This window comes from Mycobacterium sp. MUNTM1, assembly GCF_054660795.1.
Map to the genome: position 1 here is coordinate 1 of NZ_BAAGDE010000002.1, position 15,319 is coordinate 15,319.

The 15,319-nt window shown below is 66.3% G+C and carries 15 protein-coding genes and 4 tRNA genes; 11 read left to right on the forward strand and 8 right to left on the reverse strand.

Annotated elements, in window-relative coordinates:
* Positions 1-128 precede the first annotated feature (128 nt).
* Together ACYQ8K_RS01485 and ACYQ8K_RS01490 are read left to right on the forward strand one after the other, a co-directional pair.
* Positions 129-968, forward strand: coding sequence for a mycofactocin-coupled SDR family oxidoreductase (locus tag ACYQ8K_RS01485; protein ID WP_459966620.1), 840 nt, complete (start codon positions 129-131; stop codon positions 966-968).
* A gap of 282 nt (positions 969-1,250) precedes the next feature.
* Positions 1,251-2,627, forward strand: coding sequence for a TIGR00366 family protein (locus tag ACYQ8K_RS01490; RefSeq protein WP_459966816.1), 1,377 nt, complete (start codon positions 1,251-1,253; stop codon positions 2,625-2,627).
* A gap of 31 nt (positions 2,628-2,658) precedes the next feature.
* Here ACYQ8K_RS01490 and ACYQ8K_RS01495 read toward each other — a convergent pair.
* The 3 genes from ACYQ8K_RS01495 to ACYQ8K_RS01505 form a co-directional block, all read right to left on the reverse strand.
* Positions 2,659-2,735 (reverse strand) — tRNA-Phe (locus ACYQ8K_RS01495).
* Between the two features lie 27 nt (positions 2,736-2,762).
* Positions 2,763-2,839 (reverse strand) — tRNA-Asp (locus ACYQ8K_RS01500).
* 29 nt (positions 2,840-2,868) lie between these two features.
* Positions 2,869-2,941 (reverse strand) — tRNA-Glu (locus tag ACYQ8K_RS01505).
* A 124-nt stretch (positions 2,942-3,065) separates the two neighbouring features.
* Here ACYQ8K_RS01505 and ACYQ8K_RS01510 point away from each other — a divergent pair.
* Positions 3,066-3,141: transfer RNA gene (locus ACYQ8K_RS01510), tRNA-Lys, on the forward strand.
* Positions 3,142-3,172: 31 nt separating this feature from the next.
* Here the strand turns inward: ACYQ8K_RS01510 and ACYQ8K_RS01515 are convergent.
* The gene (locus ACYQ8K_RS01515) at positions 3,173-4,072 is read right to left on the reverse strand and encodes a class I SAM-dependent methyltransferase (RefSeq protein ID WP_459966622.1); all 900 of its coding nucleotides are present in this window, start codon (positions 4,070-4,072) and stop codon (positions 3,173-3,175) included.
* Positions 4,073-4,193: 121 nt separating this feature from the next.
* On the opposite strand from ACYQ8K_RS01515, the gene ACYQ8K_RS01520 reads away from it, so the two are divergent.
* From ACYQ8K_RS01520 to ACYQ8K_RS01530, 3 genes are read left to right on the forward strand one after another with little or no spacing between them, the layout of a single operon-like run.
* Positions 4,194-4,691: a nucleoside deaminase gene (locus tag ACYQ8K_RS01520; protein ID WP_459966623.1), complete on the forward strand. Its 498-nt coding sequence runs from the start codon at positions 4,194-4,196 to the stop codon at positions 4,689-4,691.
* 44 nt (positions 4,692-4,735) lie between these two features.
* Positions 4,736-5,143, forward strand: coding sequence for an ArsR/SmtB family transcription factor (locus ACYQ8K_RS01525; RefSeq protein WP_459966624.1), 408 nt, complete (start codon positions 4,736-4,738; stop codon positions 5,141-5,143).
* A gap of 43 nt (positions 5,144-5,186) precedes the next feature.
* Positions 5,187-5,390: a zinc transporter Slc39a7 gene (locus tag ACYQ8K_RS01530; protein WP_459966625.1), complete on the forward strand. Its 204-nt coding sequence runs from the start codon at positions 5,187-5,189 to the stop codon at positions 5,388-5,390.
* Positions 5,391-5,411: 21 nt separating this feature from the next.
* Here ACYQ8K_RS01530 and ACYQ8K_RS01535 read toward each other — a convergent pair whose 3' ends face one another.
* Entirely contained in the window at positions 5,412-6,485 is a 1,074-nt protein-coding gene (locus tag ACYQ8K_RS01535; RefSeq protein ID WP_459966626.1) for an oxygenase MpaB family protein, read from the reverse strand.
* Between the two features lie 68 nt (positions 6,486-6,553).
* Between ACYQ8K_RS01535 and ACYQ8K_RS01540 the strand changes: the two genes are divergently transcribed.
* The 5 genes from ACYQ8K_RS01540 (at position 6,554) to phoU (ending at position 12,529) form a co-directional block, all read left to right on the forward strand.
* Positions 6,554-7,168 carry a TetR/AcrR family transcriptional regulator gene (locus ACYQ8K_RS01540; protein ID WP_459966628.1) on the forward strand — a complete coding sequence of 205 codons (615 nt, stop codon included), beginning with the start codon at positions 6,554-6,556 and terminating at the stop codon, positions 7,166-7,168.
* A gap of 172 nt (positions 7,169-7,340) precedes the next feature.
* Positions 7,341-8,363, forward strand: coding sequence for an acyl-ACP desaturase (locus ACYQ8K_RS01545; protein WP_459966629.1), 1,023 nt, complete (start codon positions 7,341-7,343; stop codon positions 8,361-8,363).
* A 7-nt stretch (positions 8,364-8,370) separates the two neighbouring features.
* Entirely contained in the window at positions 8,371-9,504 is a 1,134-nt protein-coding gene (gene dusB, locus ACYQ8K_RS01550) for a tRNA dihydrouridine synthase DusB (RefSeq protein ID WP_459966630.1), read from the forward strand.
* 207 nt (positions 9,505-9,711) lie between these two features.
* A complete protein-coding gene (locus ACYQ8K_RS01555) occupies positions 9,712-11,802 on the forward strand; it encodes an LCP family protein (protein ID WP_459966631.1) in 2,091 nt (696 codons plus the stop codon).
* A 58-nt stretch (positions 11,803-11,860) separates the two neighbouring features.
* Positions 11,861-12,529, forward strand: coding sequence for a phosphate signaling complex protein PhoU (gene phoU / locus ACYQ8K_RS01560; RefSeq protein WP_459966632.1), 669 nt, complete (start codon positions 11,861-11,863; stop codon positions 12,527-12,529).
* Between the two features lie 13 nt (positions 12,530-12,542).
* Here the strand turns inward: phoU and pstB are convergent, their stop codons facing one another.
* Genes pstB through pstC form a run of 3 tightly spaced genes read right to left on the reverse strand, consistent with a single transcriptional unit; the run spans position 12,543 to position 15,278 of the window.
* The gene (gene pstB, locus ACYQ8K_RS01565; protein ID WP_065028428.1) at positions 12,543-13,319 is read right to left on the reverse strand and encodes a phosphate ABC transporter ATP-binding protein PstB; all 777 of its coding nucleotides are present in this window, start codon (positions 13,317-13,319) and stop codon (positions 12,543-12,545) included.
* A gap of 13 nt (positions 13,320-13,332) precedes the next feature.
* On the reverse strand, positions 13,333-14,247 hold the full coding sequence (pstA, locus tag ACYQ8K_RS01570) for a phosphate ABC transporter permease PstA (protein WP_459966633.1): 915 nt from the start codon (positions 14,245-14,247) through the stop codon (positions 13,333-13,335).
* The gene (gene pstC, locus ACYQ8K_RS01575) at positions 14,244-15,278 is read right to left on the reverse strand and encodes a phosphate ABC transporter permease subunit PstC (protein WP_459966634.1); all 1,035 of its coding nucleotides are present in this window, start codon (positions 15,276-15,278) and stop codon (positions 14,244-14,246) included. Before pstC ends, pstA begins: the two co-directional genes overlap by 4 nt.
* Positions 15,279-15,319: the final 41 nt, after the last annotated feature.

Below are 15,319 nucleotides of genomic sequence, written 5' to 3' on the forward strand. Positions count from 1 at the left end.
CCGCTTCCGTCGTGCGGCGCCAAGTCGTGCGACCGGCCCGGGCGGCTGTTGACACTGCGGCCAAATGGTGCCACCCTCACTGATCGATCGACAAATAATTGACGTCGACCGATCAGTGAGGTGCAGTCATGGGCGGAAGAGTCGAGGGCAAGGTCGCGTTCATCACCGGGGCGGCCCGGGGGCAGGGCCGCAGTCACGCGGTGCGCCTGGCGCAGGAGGGCGCCGACATCATCGCCGTCGACATCTGCACCCCGATCAGCAGCAACAGCGAGATCCCGGCGTCGACGCCGGATGACCTGGCCGAGACGGCCGATCTCATCAAGGGGCTCAACCGGCGCATCGTGACCGCCCAAGTCGACGTGCGCGACTACGACGCCCTGAAAGCGGCGGTGGACAGCGGGGTTGAACAACTCGGCCGCCTGGACATCATCTGCGCGAACGCCGGGATCGGCAACGGCGGCCAGACGCTCGACAAGACCAGTGAAGACGACTGGCGGGACATGATCGACGTCAACCTCTCCGGGGTCTGGAAGACCGTCAAAGCCGGTGTGCCGCATTTAATTTCCCAGGGCCAGGGCGGATCGATCATTTTGACCAGCTCGGTCGGTGGGCTCAAGGCCTACCCGCACACCGGTCACTACATCGCCGCCAAACACGGCGTCGTCGGACTGATGCGTACCTTCGCGGTCGAACTCGGCCAGCACTTCATCCGGGTGAATTCCGTTCACCCGACCAATGTGAACACGCCGATGTTCATGAACGAGGGAACCATGAAGCTGTTCCGGCCGGATCTGGAGAACCCCGGCCCGGACGACCTCAAGGTCGCCGCGCAGTTCATGCACGTCCTCCCGGTCGGCTGGGTCGAACCGGTAGACATCAGCAACGCGGTGCTGTTCCTGGCTTCCGACGAATCGCGTTACATCACAGGCCTTCCGGTCACCGTCGACGCGGGGAGCATGCTCAAGTAGCCGCAGACGCCGGTTGCACCGGGCGGGCCCACGCACCGCTGCTGCGGATTGCAACGTGGTGGCCACGGACAGTTCATAGCCGCGACATCTGCCGTCAGGTTCAGGCCGCATCAGTTCCGCTATTACGATCAGCCAATGCGCGCGGTCGAACGCGAGCTGGCCAGAGAACGCGAGGGCAGGTCGATGACGACGAGCGAAGAACCCACGGCCGCAACCGAGGAGCCCGACGACGAGCAGCCAAGCGCGCCAGAAGAAGACGGTAAACCCAGACACCGCGGCGTCATCCAGGCTTTCACCGCACTGTGCGTCCGGTACGTCGAACGGTTAATGCCCGACCCCTACCTGTTCGCGGTCATCCTCACCGTCATCGTCGCCGCGCTGGTCGCGCTGCTGGTCCGCGGCGCCTCGGCGGGCGGCATGCTCAAGGCGTGGTACGGGGGCGTATGGGGATCGCAGAACATCTTTACGTTCGCCTTCCAGATGGTCTTGATCCTCGTGACCGGTTACACGCTCGCCGAGGCGCCGGTTCTCAAGCGAGCCATCGTCCACATCGCGGGCAAACCGAGGAACCAGGTGCAGGGAGCCCTGCTCTGCTTCGGCTTGAGCGCCGCTCTCTCCCTTTTGAACTGGGGGCTCGGGCTGGTCGCGGGTGCGCTGATCGCGCGCCAGGTCGCAAGGCGCTTCACCGACACACATTTCGGCTACCTCATCGCGGCGGCGTTCATGGGCTTCATCGTCTGGACGCAGGGATTGTCGTCGTCGATCGCGCTGGCGAACACGGATGACGGCAGCCCAATCAACGTGATCCACAAGATGACTGGCGCCACGGTGCCGCTCAAGCTGACGATCTTCGAGCCCTACAGCTGGCTATCGGTGATCGTGGTGCTGGCGCTGCTCGCGTTGGCGATCTGGCGCATGCAGCCGACGCAAAGCCTTGCGCCCGACCCCGCCGTGTTCGAGGACGAGAGCCAGCCCGAGGCCAAGGCCAAGGGCAAGCGATCGTTCGCCGAATGGCTGGAAAACCAGTGGATCCTCAACGTCCTCGTGTTCGCCGCGGGCATTGCCTACTTCTGCCTCAGCGGTTTCGCGCTGAACATCTCGTCGATGATCATGTTGTTCACGATCACCAGTGCGCTGCTGCATCGCACGCCGATCCGGTTCATCCGGGCATTCACCGGTGCCGCGAAAGTGTCCGGTCCGCTGCTGCTGCAGTACCCGCTCTACGGCGGCCTGGTCGCCCTGCTCGGCTATGCGCCGCCGCACGCCGGCGGCAAGTCCGTGCCCCTGCAGACCCTGCTGGCCCACGGGCTGGTGAGCGGCGCGACGCAGTACACGCTGCCGTTCCTGACCTTCATCGGCTCGTTGATCATCAGCTTGTTCGTGCCATCCGGCGGCGGCCACTGGGCCGTGCAGGGCCCGATCGCGGTCGACTCGGCGCGCGCGGTCGGTCAGATCTCGCCGGCATACCTCGGGTTGATGTCCATGGCGGTCGCCGTCGGCGAAGGGGTGGCGAACATGATCCAGCCCTTTTGGTTGCTGCCCCTGCTCGCGATCGCGAAACTCAATGTCCGTCAGGTGATGGGCTTCACGATCGTCGCGTTCCTGATCGGGCTGGTGGTTTTGGGTGCCACCACTCTGATTGCGCCCTACGTGGTTTGACGCCGCGCGACGCCGAGAACTCGCACATCCGTGGTGGCCAGGGGCGGGATCGAACCGCCGACCTTCCGCTTTTCAGGCGGACGCTCGTACCGACTGAGCTACCTGGCCGGAGGGCAGCGATTTCCTCGCCGCGCTTGGCGACCCTGACGGGACTCGAACCCGCGACCTCCGCCGTGACAGGGCGGCGCGCTAACCAACTGCGCCACAGGGCCTTGCTGCTGCTCCGCGTCACCGCGTCGCGTACCCCCAACGGGATTCGAACCCGTGCTACCGCCGTGAAAGGGCGGCGTCCTAGGCCACTAGACGATGGGGGCCAGAACCGAATCACTCCGGGGTACTCGCAACGTGGTTTCGTTGGGAGCCACGTCAGCTTAGGTCACGGTGTGCCCAATCCTCAAACGAGCCTCGTTTTCGGTCCAAGTATCCTGAATCTCCGCGGCCCCTATAGCTCAGTTGGTAGAGCTACGGACTTTTAATCCGCAGGTCCCAGGTTCGAGCCCTGGTGGGGGCACCATACGGCGCGCGGCCCGCTCCGCGCACCGCAATCAGCGCCCGAGCACCGCGCTGCTGTAGGTGACATCGGCGAAGGCCGCCGCGACGTCGTCGTCGGCGTAGGCAAACCCGTTGGCCGCATGCAGCTCAGCAATCGTCCGGGAGCTGGTCTGCCAGCCGCGCCGGCTCAGGTGGTCGACGATGTGGCTGCGCTGGCCGTGGTAGACGAGATCGTTGAAGTCGATCTCGAACCCGAGTTCGCTCATCCGGTCGTGGTGGGCGCGCCACCGCGGGTCGGCGAAAACGGCAGTGTCAGGTACGAATTCGAAGGCGAGACGGCTGCCGGGGGCGCTCAGCGTGGTGATGTTGTCGAACAGGGCGTCTTGGGCCTCGTCGGGCAGGTACACCACCAGTCCTTCCGCACTCCATGCCGATGGGGCCTGCGGATCGAACCCGGCCGCCTGCAGGGCGGAGGCCCAGTCGTCGCGCAGGTCGATGGCGACGGTCCGCCGCTCGGCGGCCGGCTCGGCCCCCAGGTCGCCCAGCGTCAGCGTCTTGAATTCGATCACCTCTGGCATGTCGACCTCGTAGACGACCGTCCCCGCCGGCCAGGGCAGCCGGTAGGCGCGGGAATCGAGTCCCGACGCCAGGATCACCACCTGGCCGATGCCCCTGCCGGTCGCGTCCAGAAAGAATTGGTCGTAGAACCGGGTTCGGCAGGCCATCCCCCGCGCCATCCGCTGCGGGTCGAACTCGGCGTTGCCGCCGGCTGGGATTTCGCCGTTCACCAGCCGGACGTAGACGTCGATCCCGACCGCGCGCACCAGCGGTGCGGCGTACGGGTCGTCGATCAGCTTGGCATCGGATGACAGCGCCCGCTGCGCGGCCACCATCGTCGCCGTCGCCCCGACACTCGTCGCCAGGTCCCAACGATCACGTTCGGCGCGCGCCATGATGCCCCCTTAACCGGGTCAGAAAAAACATAGACAATCTAGTTAGTATCACAAGGTCGCATCCCGGTCGGCGGGACTACTCTCCGAGTTATCTGCCCCCCGTTCTACGCCGGAGGACCCCATGACCGACTTCGCCCAACGGACGATCGAGCTGGCCCGCCGAAACGTGACCGAGGGCGGCCGCCCGTTCGCGACCGTCATCGTCCAGGACGGGGCGGTGCTGGCCGAGAGCGCCAACAAGGTGGCCCAGACGAACGATCCCACCGCCCACGCCGAGATCCTGGCGATCCGCGAGGCCTGCATGAAGCTGAACACCGAGCACCTCGTCGACGCCACCATCTACGTGCTGGCCCATCCCTGCCCGATGTGCCTGGGCTCGCTGTACTACTGCTCACCCAAGGAAGTCGTGTTCCTGACCACCCGGGACAGCTACGAGCAGTACTACGTCGATGACCGTAAGTACTTCGAGTTGTCCACCTTCTACGACGAGTTCGCGAAGGAATGGGACCAGCGACGCCTGCCCATGCGCTATGAGCCCGACGACGACGCCGTCGAGGTCTACCGGCTCTGGAACGAGCGCAACGGCGGCCGCCAGTCGACGGTGGTCCCCTCGGCCTGATCGGCGTCCTTGGCAGCGCGGGCGGCCTTCGCTAGTATTTGCGTATGCATGCAGATAGTGGCAAAGGTCGACTGCCCGATGACCAGGCCAACCTCGTGGTCGAGGTGTTCCGAATGCTGGCCGATGCCACTCGCGTGCAGGTGCTCTGGTCGTTGACCGACGACGAGATGTCGGTCAACGAACTCGCCGAGCACGTGGGCAAGCCGGCGCCGTCGGTTTCCCAGCACCTGGCGAAATTGCGGATGGCACGCCTGGTCCGCACCCGCCGGGAGGGCACGACGATTTACTACAGCCTGGAAAACGACCACGTCCGCCAACTCGTCATCGATGCGGTCTTCAACGCCGAGCACGCCGGCCCCGGAGTGCCCGGTCACCACCGCCGCGACAGCGGGCTCAAGGCCGTCGCCGAGCCGTCCCGCCCGCCCAGCCGGCAGCGCAGCGCCGGCCGCTGAGTGCGCAACAGCCACAAAGCATTTCACAAAGGAGAGAACAGCAATGAGCGAAGACCACACCCACGACGCGCCACACGCGCACGAGCACCAGCACGGCGACGTGACGCACGACCATGCGCACACGAGCCACGAGCACGAGCACGTCGAGCACGAACACTCACACGCGCACGCCGACGGCACCGAACACACCCACACGCACGTCCATCAGGCAGGCCTGGAAGAAGTTCACGGTCACACCCACGCGTAGCGCGACCGGCGCCCGGTCGGGTCAGGAGACCGCCGGGCAGTAATGCTTGGGGTTACCGCGCTCGTCTTCGGGCGGCAGGTTGCGCGCCGGGGTTTGCACCAGGGGCGTATCGAGCGGGATGCGACCGCTGGCGCGGTCCAAGCCGGCCCGGGCCCGAGGATGCTTGCGGAATCTGGGCGGCACCAGGGCGAACACGCCTCGCACGAGGTCGCCGAAGCGCCGGTGCAGCCACTCGTCGCGGCGTGACCAGCGATAGCCCATCAGCTCGCGCACCGGCGGATCGTAGAGGCCGACCGTCAGCCAGACGAAGAACGGCGCCAGCAACTTGCGTTGTGCGGCCCATAGCGGATTCGGAATCCATTGCGCGAACGGGGGTTTCGGCAGCTCGGTCAGATCGAGCACGGCCCGGGCCGCCCAATTGTTCTCCAGCACGTTGCGGCACATGTGGTCCCAGTAGACCTGGAACTCCTCCCAGGAAGCCGGCACCGGCCGCATGCTCATGCCGTACATCCGGTACCACTCGACGTGTTCGTCGAACAGCTGGCGCTTCTGCTCCTCGGTGATGCCGCCGCAGAATCGCTCGGCCACATGGATGGTGCCCATAAAGAAGGTGGAGTGCGCCCAGTAGAAGACGTCGGGGTTCAAGGCGTGGTAGCGCCGGCCCTGTTCGTCGACCCCCTTGATGTCGGTGTGGTAGTCGCGCACCTCGGCACCCGTGCCCGGGGCGCGGTCCCCGTCGAACACGACTCCCCCGATGGGATACAGCGAACGCAGCAGACGCGGCCAGCGCTCGCGGAAGAACGTGGAGTGATCGATGACCGCCGCCCCCAGCTGCGGGTGCATGTTCTGCATCGAGCCCGCCCACGGACCCTGCAGCATGCCTCGCCAGTCCCCGAAGTACCGCCAGGTCAGCGAGTCGGGCCCCAGCGGTGCCGGCGGCGCGTCGTACCCCGCCGGCGACACCGGGCAGCCGGCCGCGACACCGCCGGACGCGTCGGACTGCCCGGCCGAAACCGACTGCTCAGCGGCGCCGACGGCGTCACCACGTGTTACGTCGCTGGTCAGAGGGTGGGATGCGGACGTATCTTGAGTCACTATTGGATTCCTGTAGGTACCGTGAATTTTTGACTACAGCCGTTGTCATTCTAGAGCTTAGGAGCGATGTGCAGACGGGTCAACGACGGGGGCGCTGGACCGGCGTTCCCTTGGAGAGTCGCCTCGCCCTTCGCCGTGACAACCTCATCAGCGCCGGCGTGCAGCTCCTGGGCAGTCCCGGCGGGCCGGCGCTGACCGTGCGCGCGGTCTGCCGCCAGGCCGCGCTGACCGAACGCTATTTCTACGAAAGCTTTGCCGACCGTGACGAGTTCGTGCGCGCGGTCTACGACGATGTGTGCACGCGCGCGATGAATACGCTGACGTCGGCGACCACCCCGCGTGAGGCCGTCGAGCGATTCGTCGAGCTGATGGTCGACGACCCGGTCGGCGGACGCGTGCTGTTGCTGGCACCGGCGGTGGAACCGGTGCTGACCCGCTCCGGCGCGGAGTGGATGCCCAACTTCATCGACCTGTTGCAGCGCAAGCTGTCGCGGATCGGCGATGCCGTGCTGCAGAAGATGATTGCCACCAGCCTGGTCGGCGGGCTCTCGGGCTTGTTCACCGCCTATCTGCACGGGCAGCTGGGTGCCACCCGCAAGCAGTTCATTGATTACTGCGTCAACATGCTCTACATCACGGCCGCGCCCTACGTCCCGGCCGCCGAGCTCGGCAAGTCGCAGTAACGCGCGTTTTCTTTTCCGCCGCATCGGCAAGCCGTACAACTGAACCTACAAAAAACGTCGGCCCGAAACCGGCATCAAAACGTCACCTGGCGCGCCGGATCAGGAACTTGATGCTACTGAAGTACACAGATATATTGACTGCTACCCATCGACACAGATAACTGGAGGCCCTATGTCAGCCGAGCTGACAAACCTACAGCTGCTGCACGAGCTCGAGCCGTTCGTCGAGAAGTACCTGAACCGGCACGAGTCCATGCACAAAAACTGGAACCCGCACGACTACATCCCGTGGTCGGACGGAAAGAACTACTACGCGCTCGGTGGGCAAGACTGGGAGCCCGGCCAATCCCAGCTTTCTGACGTCGCCCAGGTGGCGATGGTGCAGAACCTGATGACCGAAGACAACCTGCCGTCGTACCACCGCGAGATCGCGATGAACTTCGGGCTAGACGGCGCCTGGGGTCAGTGGGTCAACCGGTGGACCGCGGAGGAGAACCGGCACGGCATCGCGCTGCGCGACTATCTGGTGGTGACCCGCGCGGTCGACCCGGTCGAGCTGGAGAAGCTGCGCATCGAGGTGGTGAACCGCGGGTTCAGCCCGGGCCAGAACCATCAGGTGCGCGCCGACCTGTTCGCCGAGAGCCTGTTCGACTCGGTCATCTATGTGACGTTCCAGGAGCTGGCGACCCGGATTTCGCACCGCAACACCGGCAAGGCCTGCAACGAGACCATTGCCGACCAGCTGCTGGCCAAGATCTCGGCCGACGAGAACCTGCACATGATCTTCTACCGCGATGTCAGCGAGGCCGGTTTCGAGGCTTCGCCGAACCAGGCGATGAGGTCGCTGCACAAGGTGTTGCGCAACTTCCAGATGCCGGGCTACCAGGTGCCCGAGTTCCGCCGCAAGGCCGTCGCCATCGCCGTCGGCGGTGTGTACGACCCGCGCATCCACCTCGACGATGTGGTGATGCCGGTGCTGAAGAAATGGCGCATTTTCGAGCGCGAGGACTTCACCGGCGAGGCCGCCGCGATGCGCGACGACCTGGCTGTGCTGATCAAGGAACTCGAGCAAACCTGCGAGAAGTTCGAGATTTCCAAGCGGCGCCAGCTCGAGCGGGAAGAACGCACCGGCAAGAGGACCACCGCAGCCGAGCTGCACAAGACCGCCGGCACGCTGACCATGAGCCGGCGGTAACCAAGCGGTGCGCATCGGTTCCATCGCGCTCGCCAGCCCGGTGGTTCTGGCACCGATGGCGGGCGTGACAAACGTCGCATTCCGGACGCTGTGCCGCGAGCTCGAGCTGGCCAAGGTCGGCACCGTAAGCGGGCTTTATGTGTGCGAAATGGTAACGGCGCGTGCGCTTGTCGAGCGTCATCCGGCGACCATGCACATGACCACGTTCGCCGACGACGAGTCGCCGCGCTCGCTGCAGCTCTACACCGTCGACCCCGCGACCACCTACGCGGCCGCCAAGATGATCGCCGACGAAGGCCTGGCCGATCACATCGACATGAATTTCGGCTGCCCGGTGCCCAAGGTCACCAAGCGGGGCGGCGGGTCGGCGCTGCCGTACAAGCGGCGGCTGTTCGGTCAGATCGTCGCCGCAGCGGTGCGCGGCACCGAAGGCACCCAGATACCGGTGACCGTCAAGTTCCGCATCGGCATCGACGACGAACACCACACGCACCTCGACGCCGGCCGCATCGCCGAGGCCGAAGGGGCCGCGGCCGTCGCGCTGCATGCCCGCACGGCGGCGCAGCGCTACTCCGGCACCGCCGACTGGGAGGAGATCGCCCGGCTCAAGCAGCAGGTGCGGACGATCCCGGTCCTCGGCAACGGCGACATCTATGACGCCAGCGACGCGCTGACCATGATGGCCACCACGGGCTGCGACGGCGTCGTCATCGGCCGCGGCTGCCTGGGCCGGCCCTGGCTGTTCGCCGAGCTGTCGGCCGCGTTCACCGGCAATCCGCCACCCACGCCGCCGACGCTGGGCGAGGTCGCCGCCATCGTCCGACGGCACGGCGAGTTACTCGCCGCGCACTTCGGCGAGGACAAGGGCATGCGCGACATCCGCAAGCACATCGGCTGGTACCTGCACGGCTTTCCGGCCGGCTCCGAGCTGCGCCGGGCCCTGGCGATGGTCAAGACGCTCGACGAGCTGGACTCGCTGCTCGACCGGCTGGACGGCACCGTGCCGTTCCCGGACGAGGCGACGGGCCCGCGCGGCCGGCAGGGTTCGCCGGCCCGGGTGGTGCTGCCGGAGGGTTGGCTCACCGACCCCGACGACTGCACGGTGCCGGCGGGTGCCGACGTGATGCACTCCGGCGGCTGAGCCGACAACTCGAGATCGCGTCTGGACCAATAACTCAGTACGATGTGGGCTTTGTTGCGTACGTCTGGGTGGCGGATGGATTTCGCGCCGCTGCACCAGGGCAACAAAGTGGTTGGCACCAGCGGCGGCGCTCGCGACGCGGGGCTGCGCTGACATTACGCACGCACACGCTGACGTCTGCAGCAGAGCTTCGGAGGCCGGTACGACATGAGTGACGCCCAGAGCGACGCCACTCGTAATGGTCGGCGCGGGCCGGGCGGGGCACACGCCTACCCGATCGCGCCGGAACCGGCGCCGTTGGGCGCCGCGCCCTGGGAGCGATTCTTCGAGCCCCCCGCCGACGACAGCCTGCACCGCTGGCAGCCTGAGGCCCCGATGGAGGCCGTCGCGGCGCGCGAGGAAGAACCCGAACAGGGCGGATCCCACACCGGCGGCGGCGTCAGCGTCGCCGATCTGATCGCCAAAATCGGTGCGCCCGGACGGCCCGTCCACCATCGTGCTGCCGCGGAGGATCCCGAGCTCGAGCCATTCGACGCCGAGCCGTTGCGCGCCGAGCCGTTCGACGCCGAGCCGGGCCTGCCGATCGAGCTGCAGACGACACAGGTGATCGACGACCTGGCCTACTCCATGGACGCCGTCGCCGAACTTCGCGCCCTCGAGGCCACGGACTATCCGATCGACGACGACTGCGACGACCTGGCCCCGGACACCGGCGCCGAGAAACCCAGACGCCGGCGGCGTCCGCTGCTGGTGGCCGCGCGGTCGACGGCCGCCCTGGCCGCGGTGCTGGCCCTGGCCATGACCGGTGGCGCGTGGCAGTGGAGCTCGTCGAAAAACGCCAGGCTGAACACGATCAGCGCGCTGGACCAGAACTCCAGCGACATCCGCGATCCGGGCGGACAGTACGGCGACGAGGACTTCTTGATCGTCGGACTTGACTCGCGGTCGGGCGACAACGCCAACATGGGCGCCGGCACCACCGACGACGCCGACGGCGAACGCTCGGACACGGTCATGCTGGTCAACATTCCGGCCAACCGCAAGCGCGTGGTGGCGGTGTCGTTCCCCCGCGACCTGGCGATCACCCCGATGCAGTGCGAGGCGTGGAACCCCGAAACCGGCAAGTACGGGCCCCTCTACGACCCGAAGACCAAGACCTACGGCCCGAAGATGGTCTACACCGAGACCAAACTGAACTCGGCATTCGCCTTCGGTGGGCCGAAATGCCTGGTCAAGGAAATCCAGAAGCTGTCCGGCCTGAACATCAACCGCTTCATCGCCGTCGACTTCTCCGGCTTCGCGAAGATGGTCGACGCCCTCGGCGGCGTCGAGGTCTGCTCGAGCACCCCGCTGCACGACTACGAGTTGGGCACGGTCCTCGAACACGGCGGGCGCCAGGTTCTCGACGGGTCCACCGCCTTGAACTATGTACGGGCGCGCCAGGTCACCACCGAAGTGAACGGCGACTACGGCCGGATCAAACGCCAGCAGCTGTTCCTGTCATCGCTGCTGCGGTCGTTGATCTCCGAGGACACGCTGCTGGACCCCAACAAGCTCAACAACGTCGTCAACATGTTCATCAGCGACACCGTCGTCGACAACGTGCAGTCCAAGGACCTGATCCAACTCGGTCAGTCGTTGCAGGGCATGGCGGCCGGGCACGTCACGTTCGTCACCGTGCCGACCGGGGTGACCGATCAGAACGGCGACGAGCCGCCGCGGATGGCCGATATGCGGGCGCTGTTCGACGCCATCATCAACGACGATCCGCTGCCAGAGGAAAACGACCAGAACGCCCAGAATCTGAGTACGTCTCCGACGAAGGGCCCGTCGAAGGCGCCCACCACGAAGAAGACGCCGGCACCGGCGCAGGAGGCGCAACACGAGCAGGTCACCACGACCTCGCCCAGCGGCGTGACGGTGCGGGTGTCCAACGCGACCACGCAAACTGGCCTGGCGGCCACCGCAACCAGCCAGCTCAAGCAGGACGGCTTCAACGTGATGTCGCCCGACGACTATCCGAGCTCGGTGAACGCGACGACCGTGCTGTTCTCGCCCGGCAACGAAGAGGCCGCCGCCACCGTCGCCTCCTCGTTTGCCAACGCGAAAGTGCAACGGGTTTCCGGCTACGGACAGGTCGTGCAGGTGGTCCTGGGCCCCGACTTCAAGTCGGTCGCCAGCCCGCAGCCCAGCGGATCGTCGATGAGCCTGCAGATCGAACGCGGTTCGAGCAATGCGCCGGCCAAGCTGCCCGAGGACCTGACCGTCACCAACGCGGCCGACACCACCTGCGAGTAGCGGCTTTTGACGGCGTTCCGCCGCCCGTTTCGGTCGGCGAGACCGTAGGCTTGATGCCATGCGGACCGCCTACCACGAGCAACTCTCGGAGTTATCCGAGCGCCTCGGCGAGATGTGCGGCTTGGCAGGAATCGCCATGGAGCGGGCCACCCAGGCTCTGCTGCAGGCCGACTTGGTGCTGGCCGAACAAGTCATCTCCGATCATGAAGCCATCGCCGCGCTGAGTGCGCAGGCCGAGGAAAGCGCCTTCGTACTGCTGGCATTACAGGCACCGGTGGCCGGCGATCTGCGGGCCATCGTGAGTGCCATCCAGATGGTGGCGGACATCGACCGGATGGGCGCGCTGGCGCTGCACGTCGCCAAGATCGCCCGGCGGCGCCATCCCCAGCACGCGTTGCCCGAAGAGGTCAACGGCTACTTCGCCGAAATGGGCAGCATCGCAGTCGAACTCGGCAACAGCGCCCAAGAGGTGGTGTTGTCGCGCGACCCGGAGAAGGCCGCCCGGATTCGCGAAGAAGACGACGCCATGGACGATCTGCACCGGCATCTGTTCTCGGTGCTGATGGACCGGGAATGGAAGCACGGCGTCGCGGCGGCGGTCGACGTGACGTTGCTGGGCCGGTTCTACGAGCGCTTCGCCGACCATGCGGTGGAGGTGGCCCGGCGGGTCATCTTCCAGGCGACCGGCAGGCTGCCCGAGGAAGAAACGAGATCCGCCTCGCAGTAGGTGCGGCGCCCGGCTAGCCGAATCGGCCGGAGATGTAGTCCTCGGTCGCCTTCTGGCTCGGGTTGGAGAAGATCTTCTCGGTGTCGTCGACTTCGATCAGCCGCCCCGGCTTCCCGACGGCCTCCAGGTTGAAGAACGCCGTGTAGTCGCTGACCCGGGCCGCCTGCTGCATGTTGTGCGTGACGATGACGATGGTGTAGTCCTGCTTGAGTTCGCTGATCAGCTCTTCGATGGCCATCGTCGAGATCGGGTCCAGCGCCGAACACGGCTCGTCCATCAGCAGCACATCGGGTTGCACGGCGATGGCCCGGGCGATGCACAGGCGCTGCTGCTGCCCGCCGGACAGTCCGCCGCCGGGCCGGTCCAGCCGGTTCTTCACCTCGTCCCACAGGTTCGCCCCACGCAGCGAGTACTCGGCCGTCTCGTCGAGCACCTTGCGGTTGCGCACACCCTGCAGCTTCAGGCCTGCGACAACGTTGTCGCGAATTGACATGGCGGGGAACGGGTTTGGTCGCTGGAACACCATTCCGATGGCCCGGCGCACGCCGACCGGGTCGACGCCGGCGCCGTAGATGTCTTCGTCGTCGAGCAGCACGCTGCCCTCGACCCGTCCGCCGGGCACCACCTCGTGCATCCGGTTGAGCGTGCGCAACACCGTCGTCTTGCCGCAACCCGACGGGCCGATGAATGCCGTCACGCTGCGGGGCAGAACCGATAGCGTCACATCCGAGACCGCGTGAAACGATCCGTAATAGATGTTGACGCCCTTGAGGTCCAACCGTTTGGCCACTTAGTGCTCCTGCCTATGACTTTCTGACGCCCAGAAATTTCGCTATCACCCGGGCCGCGACGTTGATGGTGGCGATCACCAGGATGAGGGTTAATGCGGCGCCCCACAACCGATCCGTGGGGATGGGGTTGAGGCTCGCGCCGGCCGTCGTCTGGTTGAACATCATGCCGGGCAGCGTCCCCATGAACCCGCTGAAGATATCGAAGTTCATCGATTGTGCGTAACCGACGAGGATCAACAGCGGCGCCGTCTCCCCCATCACCCGGGCCATAGCCAGCAGTATCCCGGTGACGATGCCGGACAGCCCGGTGGGGATGACCACCCGGGCAATGGTTTTCCACTTGGTGATGCCCAGCGCGTAACTGGCCTCGCGTAGGTCCACCGGGACGATCCGCAGCATCTCCTCGGTGGCGCGAACGATCACCGGGAGCATCAGCAGGACCAGCGCCAGCGACACCGCGAACTCCGACCGGGGAAGTCCCAGGGTTGCCACGCACAGCGCATAGATGAACAGTGCCGCAACGATTGACGGCACACCGCTGAGAATGTCCACCATGAACGAGGCCAATCTGCCCAGCGCGGTGCCGCCGCCGTACTCGACCAGATAGATCGCGACCATCAGGCCCAGCGGGACGGAGATGAGGGCGCACAGCAATCCCTGCAGCACGGTGCCGACCAGCGCGTGGTAGGCGCCTCCTCCGGTCACGAATGCCGTCATCCCCGCTTGCGAGTGCGACCACCATGTGGTTGACGCCACCGCCTTGAAGCCCTTGGCGACCACCGACCACAGCACCATCACCAGCGGGGTCACCGCGACCAGCAGCGACAGCGAAACCAGCAGGGTGGCAACATAATTCGTGATGCGTCGGCGCCAGCTGACCGGCGAGAACGTCCGCGGCTTGAGCGGGCGGTCCAGCATCGAGGTCATCGGGCGGCCTTCCGCCCGGCTCCGGCGACGGCGCCCCGCGCCAGGGCGTCGACCAGGAAGGTGAGCACGAACAGCGTCAGCCCGGCGGCGATGTACGCACCGGCCTTGTACCGGTCGTCGAATTCGGCCGCGGCGCCGGCGATCTTGGTCGCGAAGGTGGAGCCCCCGTCGAACAGCGACCAGCCGAACGCCGACTGGGTGCCCCGCAGGATGATCAGCAGCGCCACCGTCTCGCCCAAAGCGCGGCCCAGCCCCAGCATCGAGCCGCTGACGTAGCCCGACCGCCCGAACGGCAGCGTGACGGTCTTGACCACTTCCCAGCGCGTGGCACCGAGCGCCAGCATGGCCTCGATCTGGTCCTGCGGCGTCTGGACGAACACCTCGCGCGTGACCGCGGTGATGATCGGCAGGATCATCACCGCCAGGACGACGCCGCCGGTGAAGATGGTGCCCCCGCCGGCGGGCGACGCGTTGCCGCTGGCGAACAGAAAAAACCAGCCCAGGGAGCGATTGAGCCACACGGCGACGGGCCGCAGCTGCGGCGCCAGCACGTACAGACCCCACGCTCCGTAGATGATCGACGGCACTGCCGCCAGCAGATCGACCGAGTAGGCCAGCGGTGTGGCGACCCGCCGCGGCGCGTACTGGGTGATGAAGATGGCCACGCCCAGCGCGACCGGCATGGCCAGGATCAACGCGAACAGCGACACGAACACGGTGACCGGGACCAGGCTGGCGATGCCGAAGTGCATCGCGGAGGGGTCCGTGGTGACCCAGACACCGCCGTAGCTGAAGAAGTTCTCCCGATTGCGGTGCAGCGCCGGTATCGCACGTCCGAGCAGAAAGGCGGCGATTGCGGCGATGACCACGATGATGACCACGCCCGACGACTGCGCGAGCCAGCGGAAGACCCGGTCCGCCACATGCGGCCGGCCCTCGCCCCAGGGGCTGGTGGGTGTGGTCTGCTGCTCCGGATACGGCGCAGCCACCACGGCGCCCGAGCCCGCGTCGATGGGATTTGGCGTTGTCACTGTGATCCCGCCACAGTTCTGTTGTCGCTCCTTGAAACCCG

Bases quoted from the DNA above. Each gene is read 5' to 3' on its own strand.
- ACYQ8K_RS01545 (WP_459966629.1), top strand. From the start codon at position 7,341: ATGTCAGCCGAGCTGACAAACCTACAGCTGCTGCACGAGCTCGAGCCG.
- pstA (WP_459966633.1), bottom strand. From the start codon at position 14,247: ATGACCTCGATGCTGGACCGCCCGCTCAAGCCGCGGACGTTCTCGCCG.
- ACYQ8K_RS01485 (WP_459966620.1), top strand. From the start codon at position 129: ATGGGCGGAAGAGTCGAGGGCAAGGTCGCGTTCATCACCGGGGCGGCC.
- ACYQ8K_RS01525 (WP_459966624.1), top strand. From the start codon at position 4,736: ATGCATGCAGATAGTGGCAAAGGTCGACTGCCCGATGACCAGGCCAAC.
- ACYQ8K_RS01530 (WP_459966625.1), top strand. From the start codon at position 5,187: ATGAGCGAAGACCACACCCACGACGCGCCACACGCGCACGAGCACCAG.
- ACYQ8K_RS01555 (WP_459966631.1), top strand. From the start codon at position 9,712: ATGAGTGACGCCCAGAGCGACGCCACTCGTAATGGTCGGCGCGGGCCG.
- phoU (WP_459966632.1), top strand. From the start codon at position 11,861: ATGCGGACCGCCTACCACGAGCAACTCTCGGAGTTATCCGAGCGCCTC.
- ACYQ8K_RS01520 (WP_459966623.1), top strand. From the start codon at position 4,194: ATGACCGACTTCGCCCAACGGACGATCGAGCTGGCCCGCCGAAACGTG.
- ACYQ8K_RS01515 (WP_459966622.1), bottom strand. From the start codon at position 4,072: ATGGCGCGCGCCGAACGTGATCGTTGGGACCTGGCGACGAGTGTCGGG.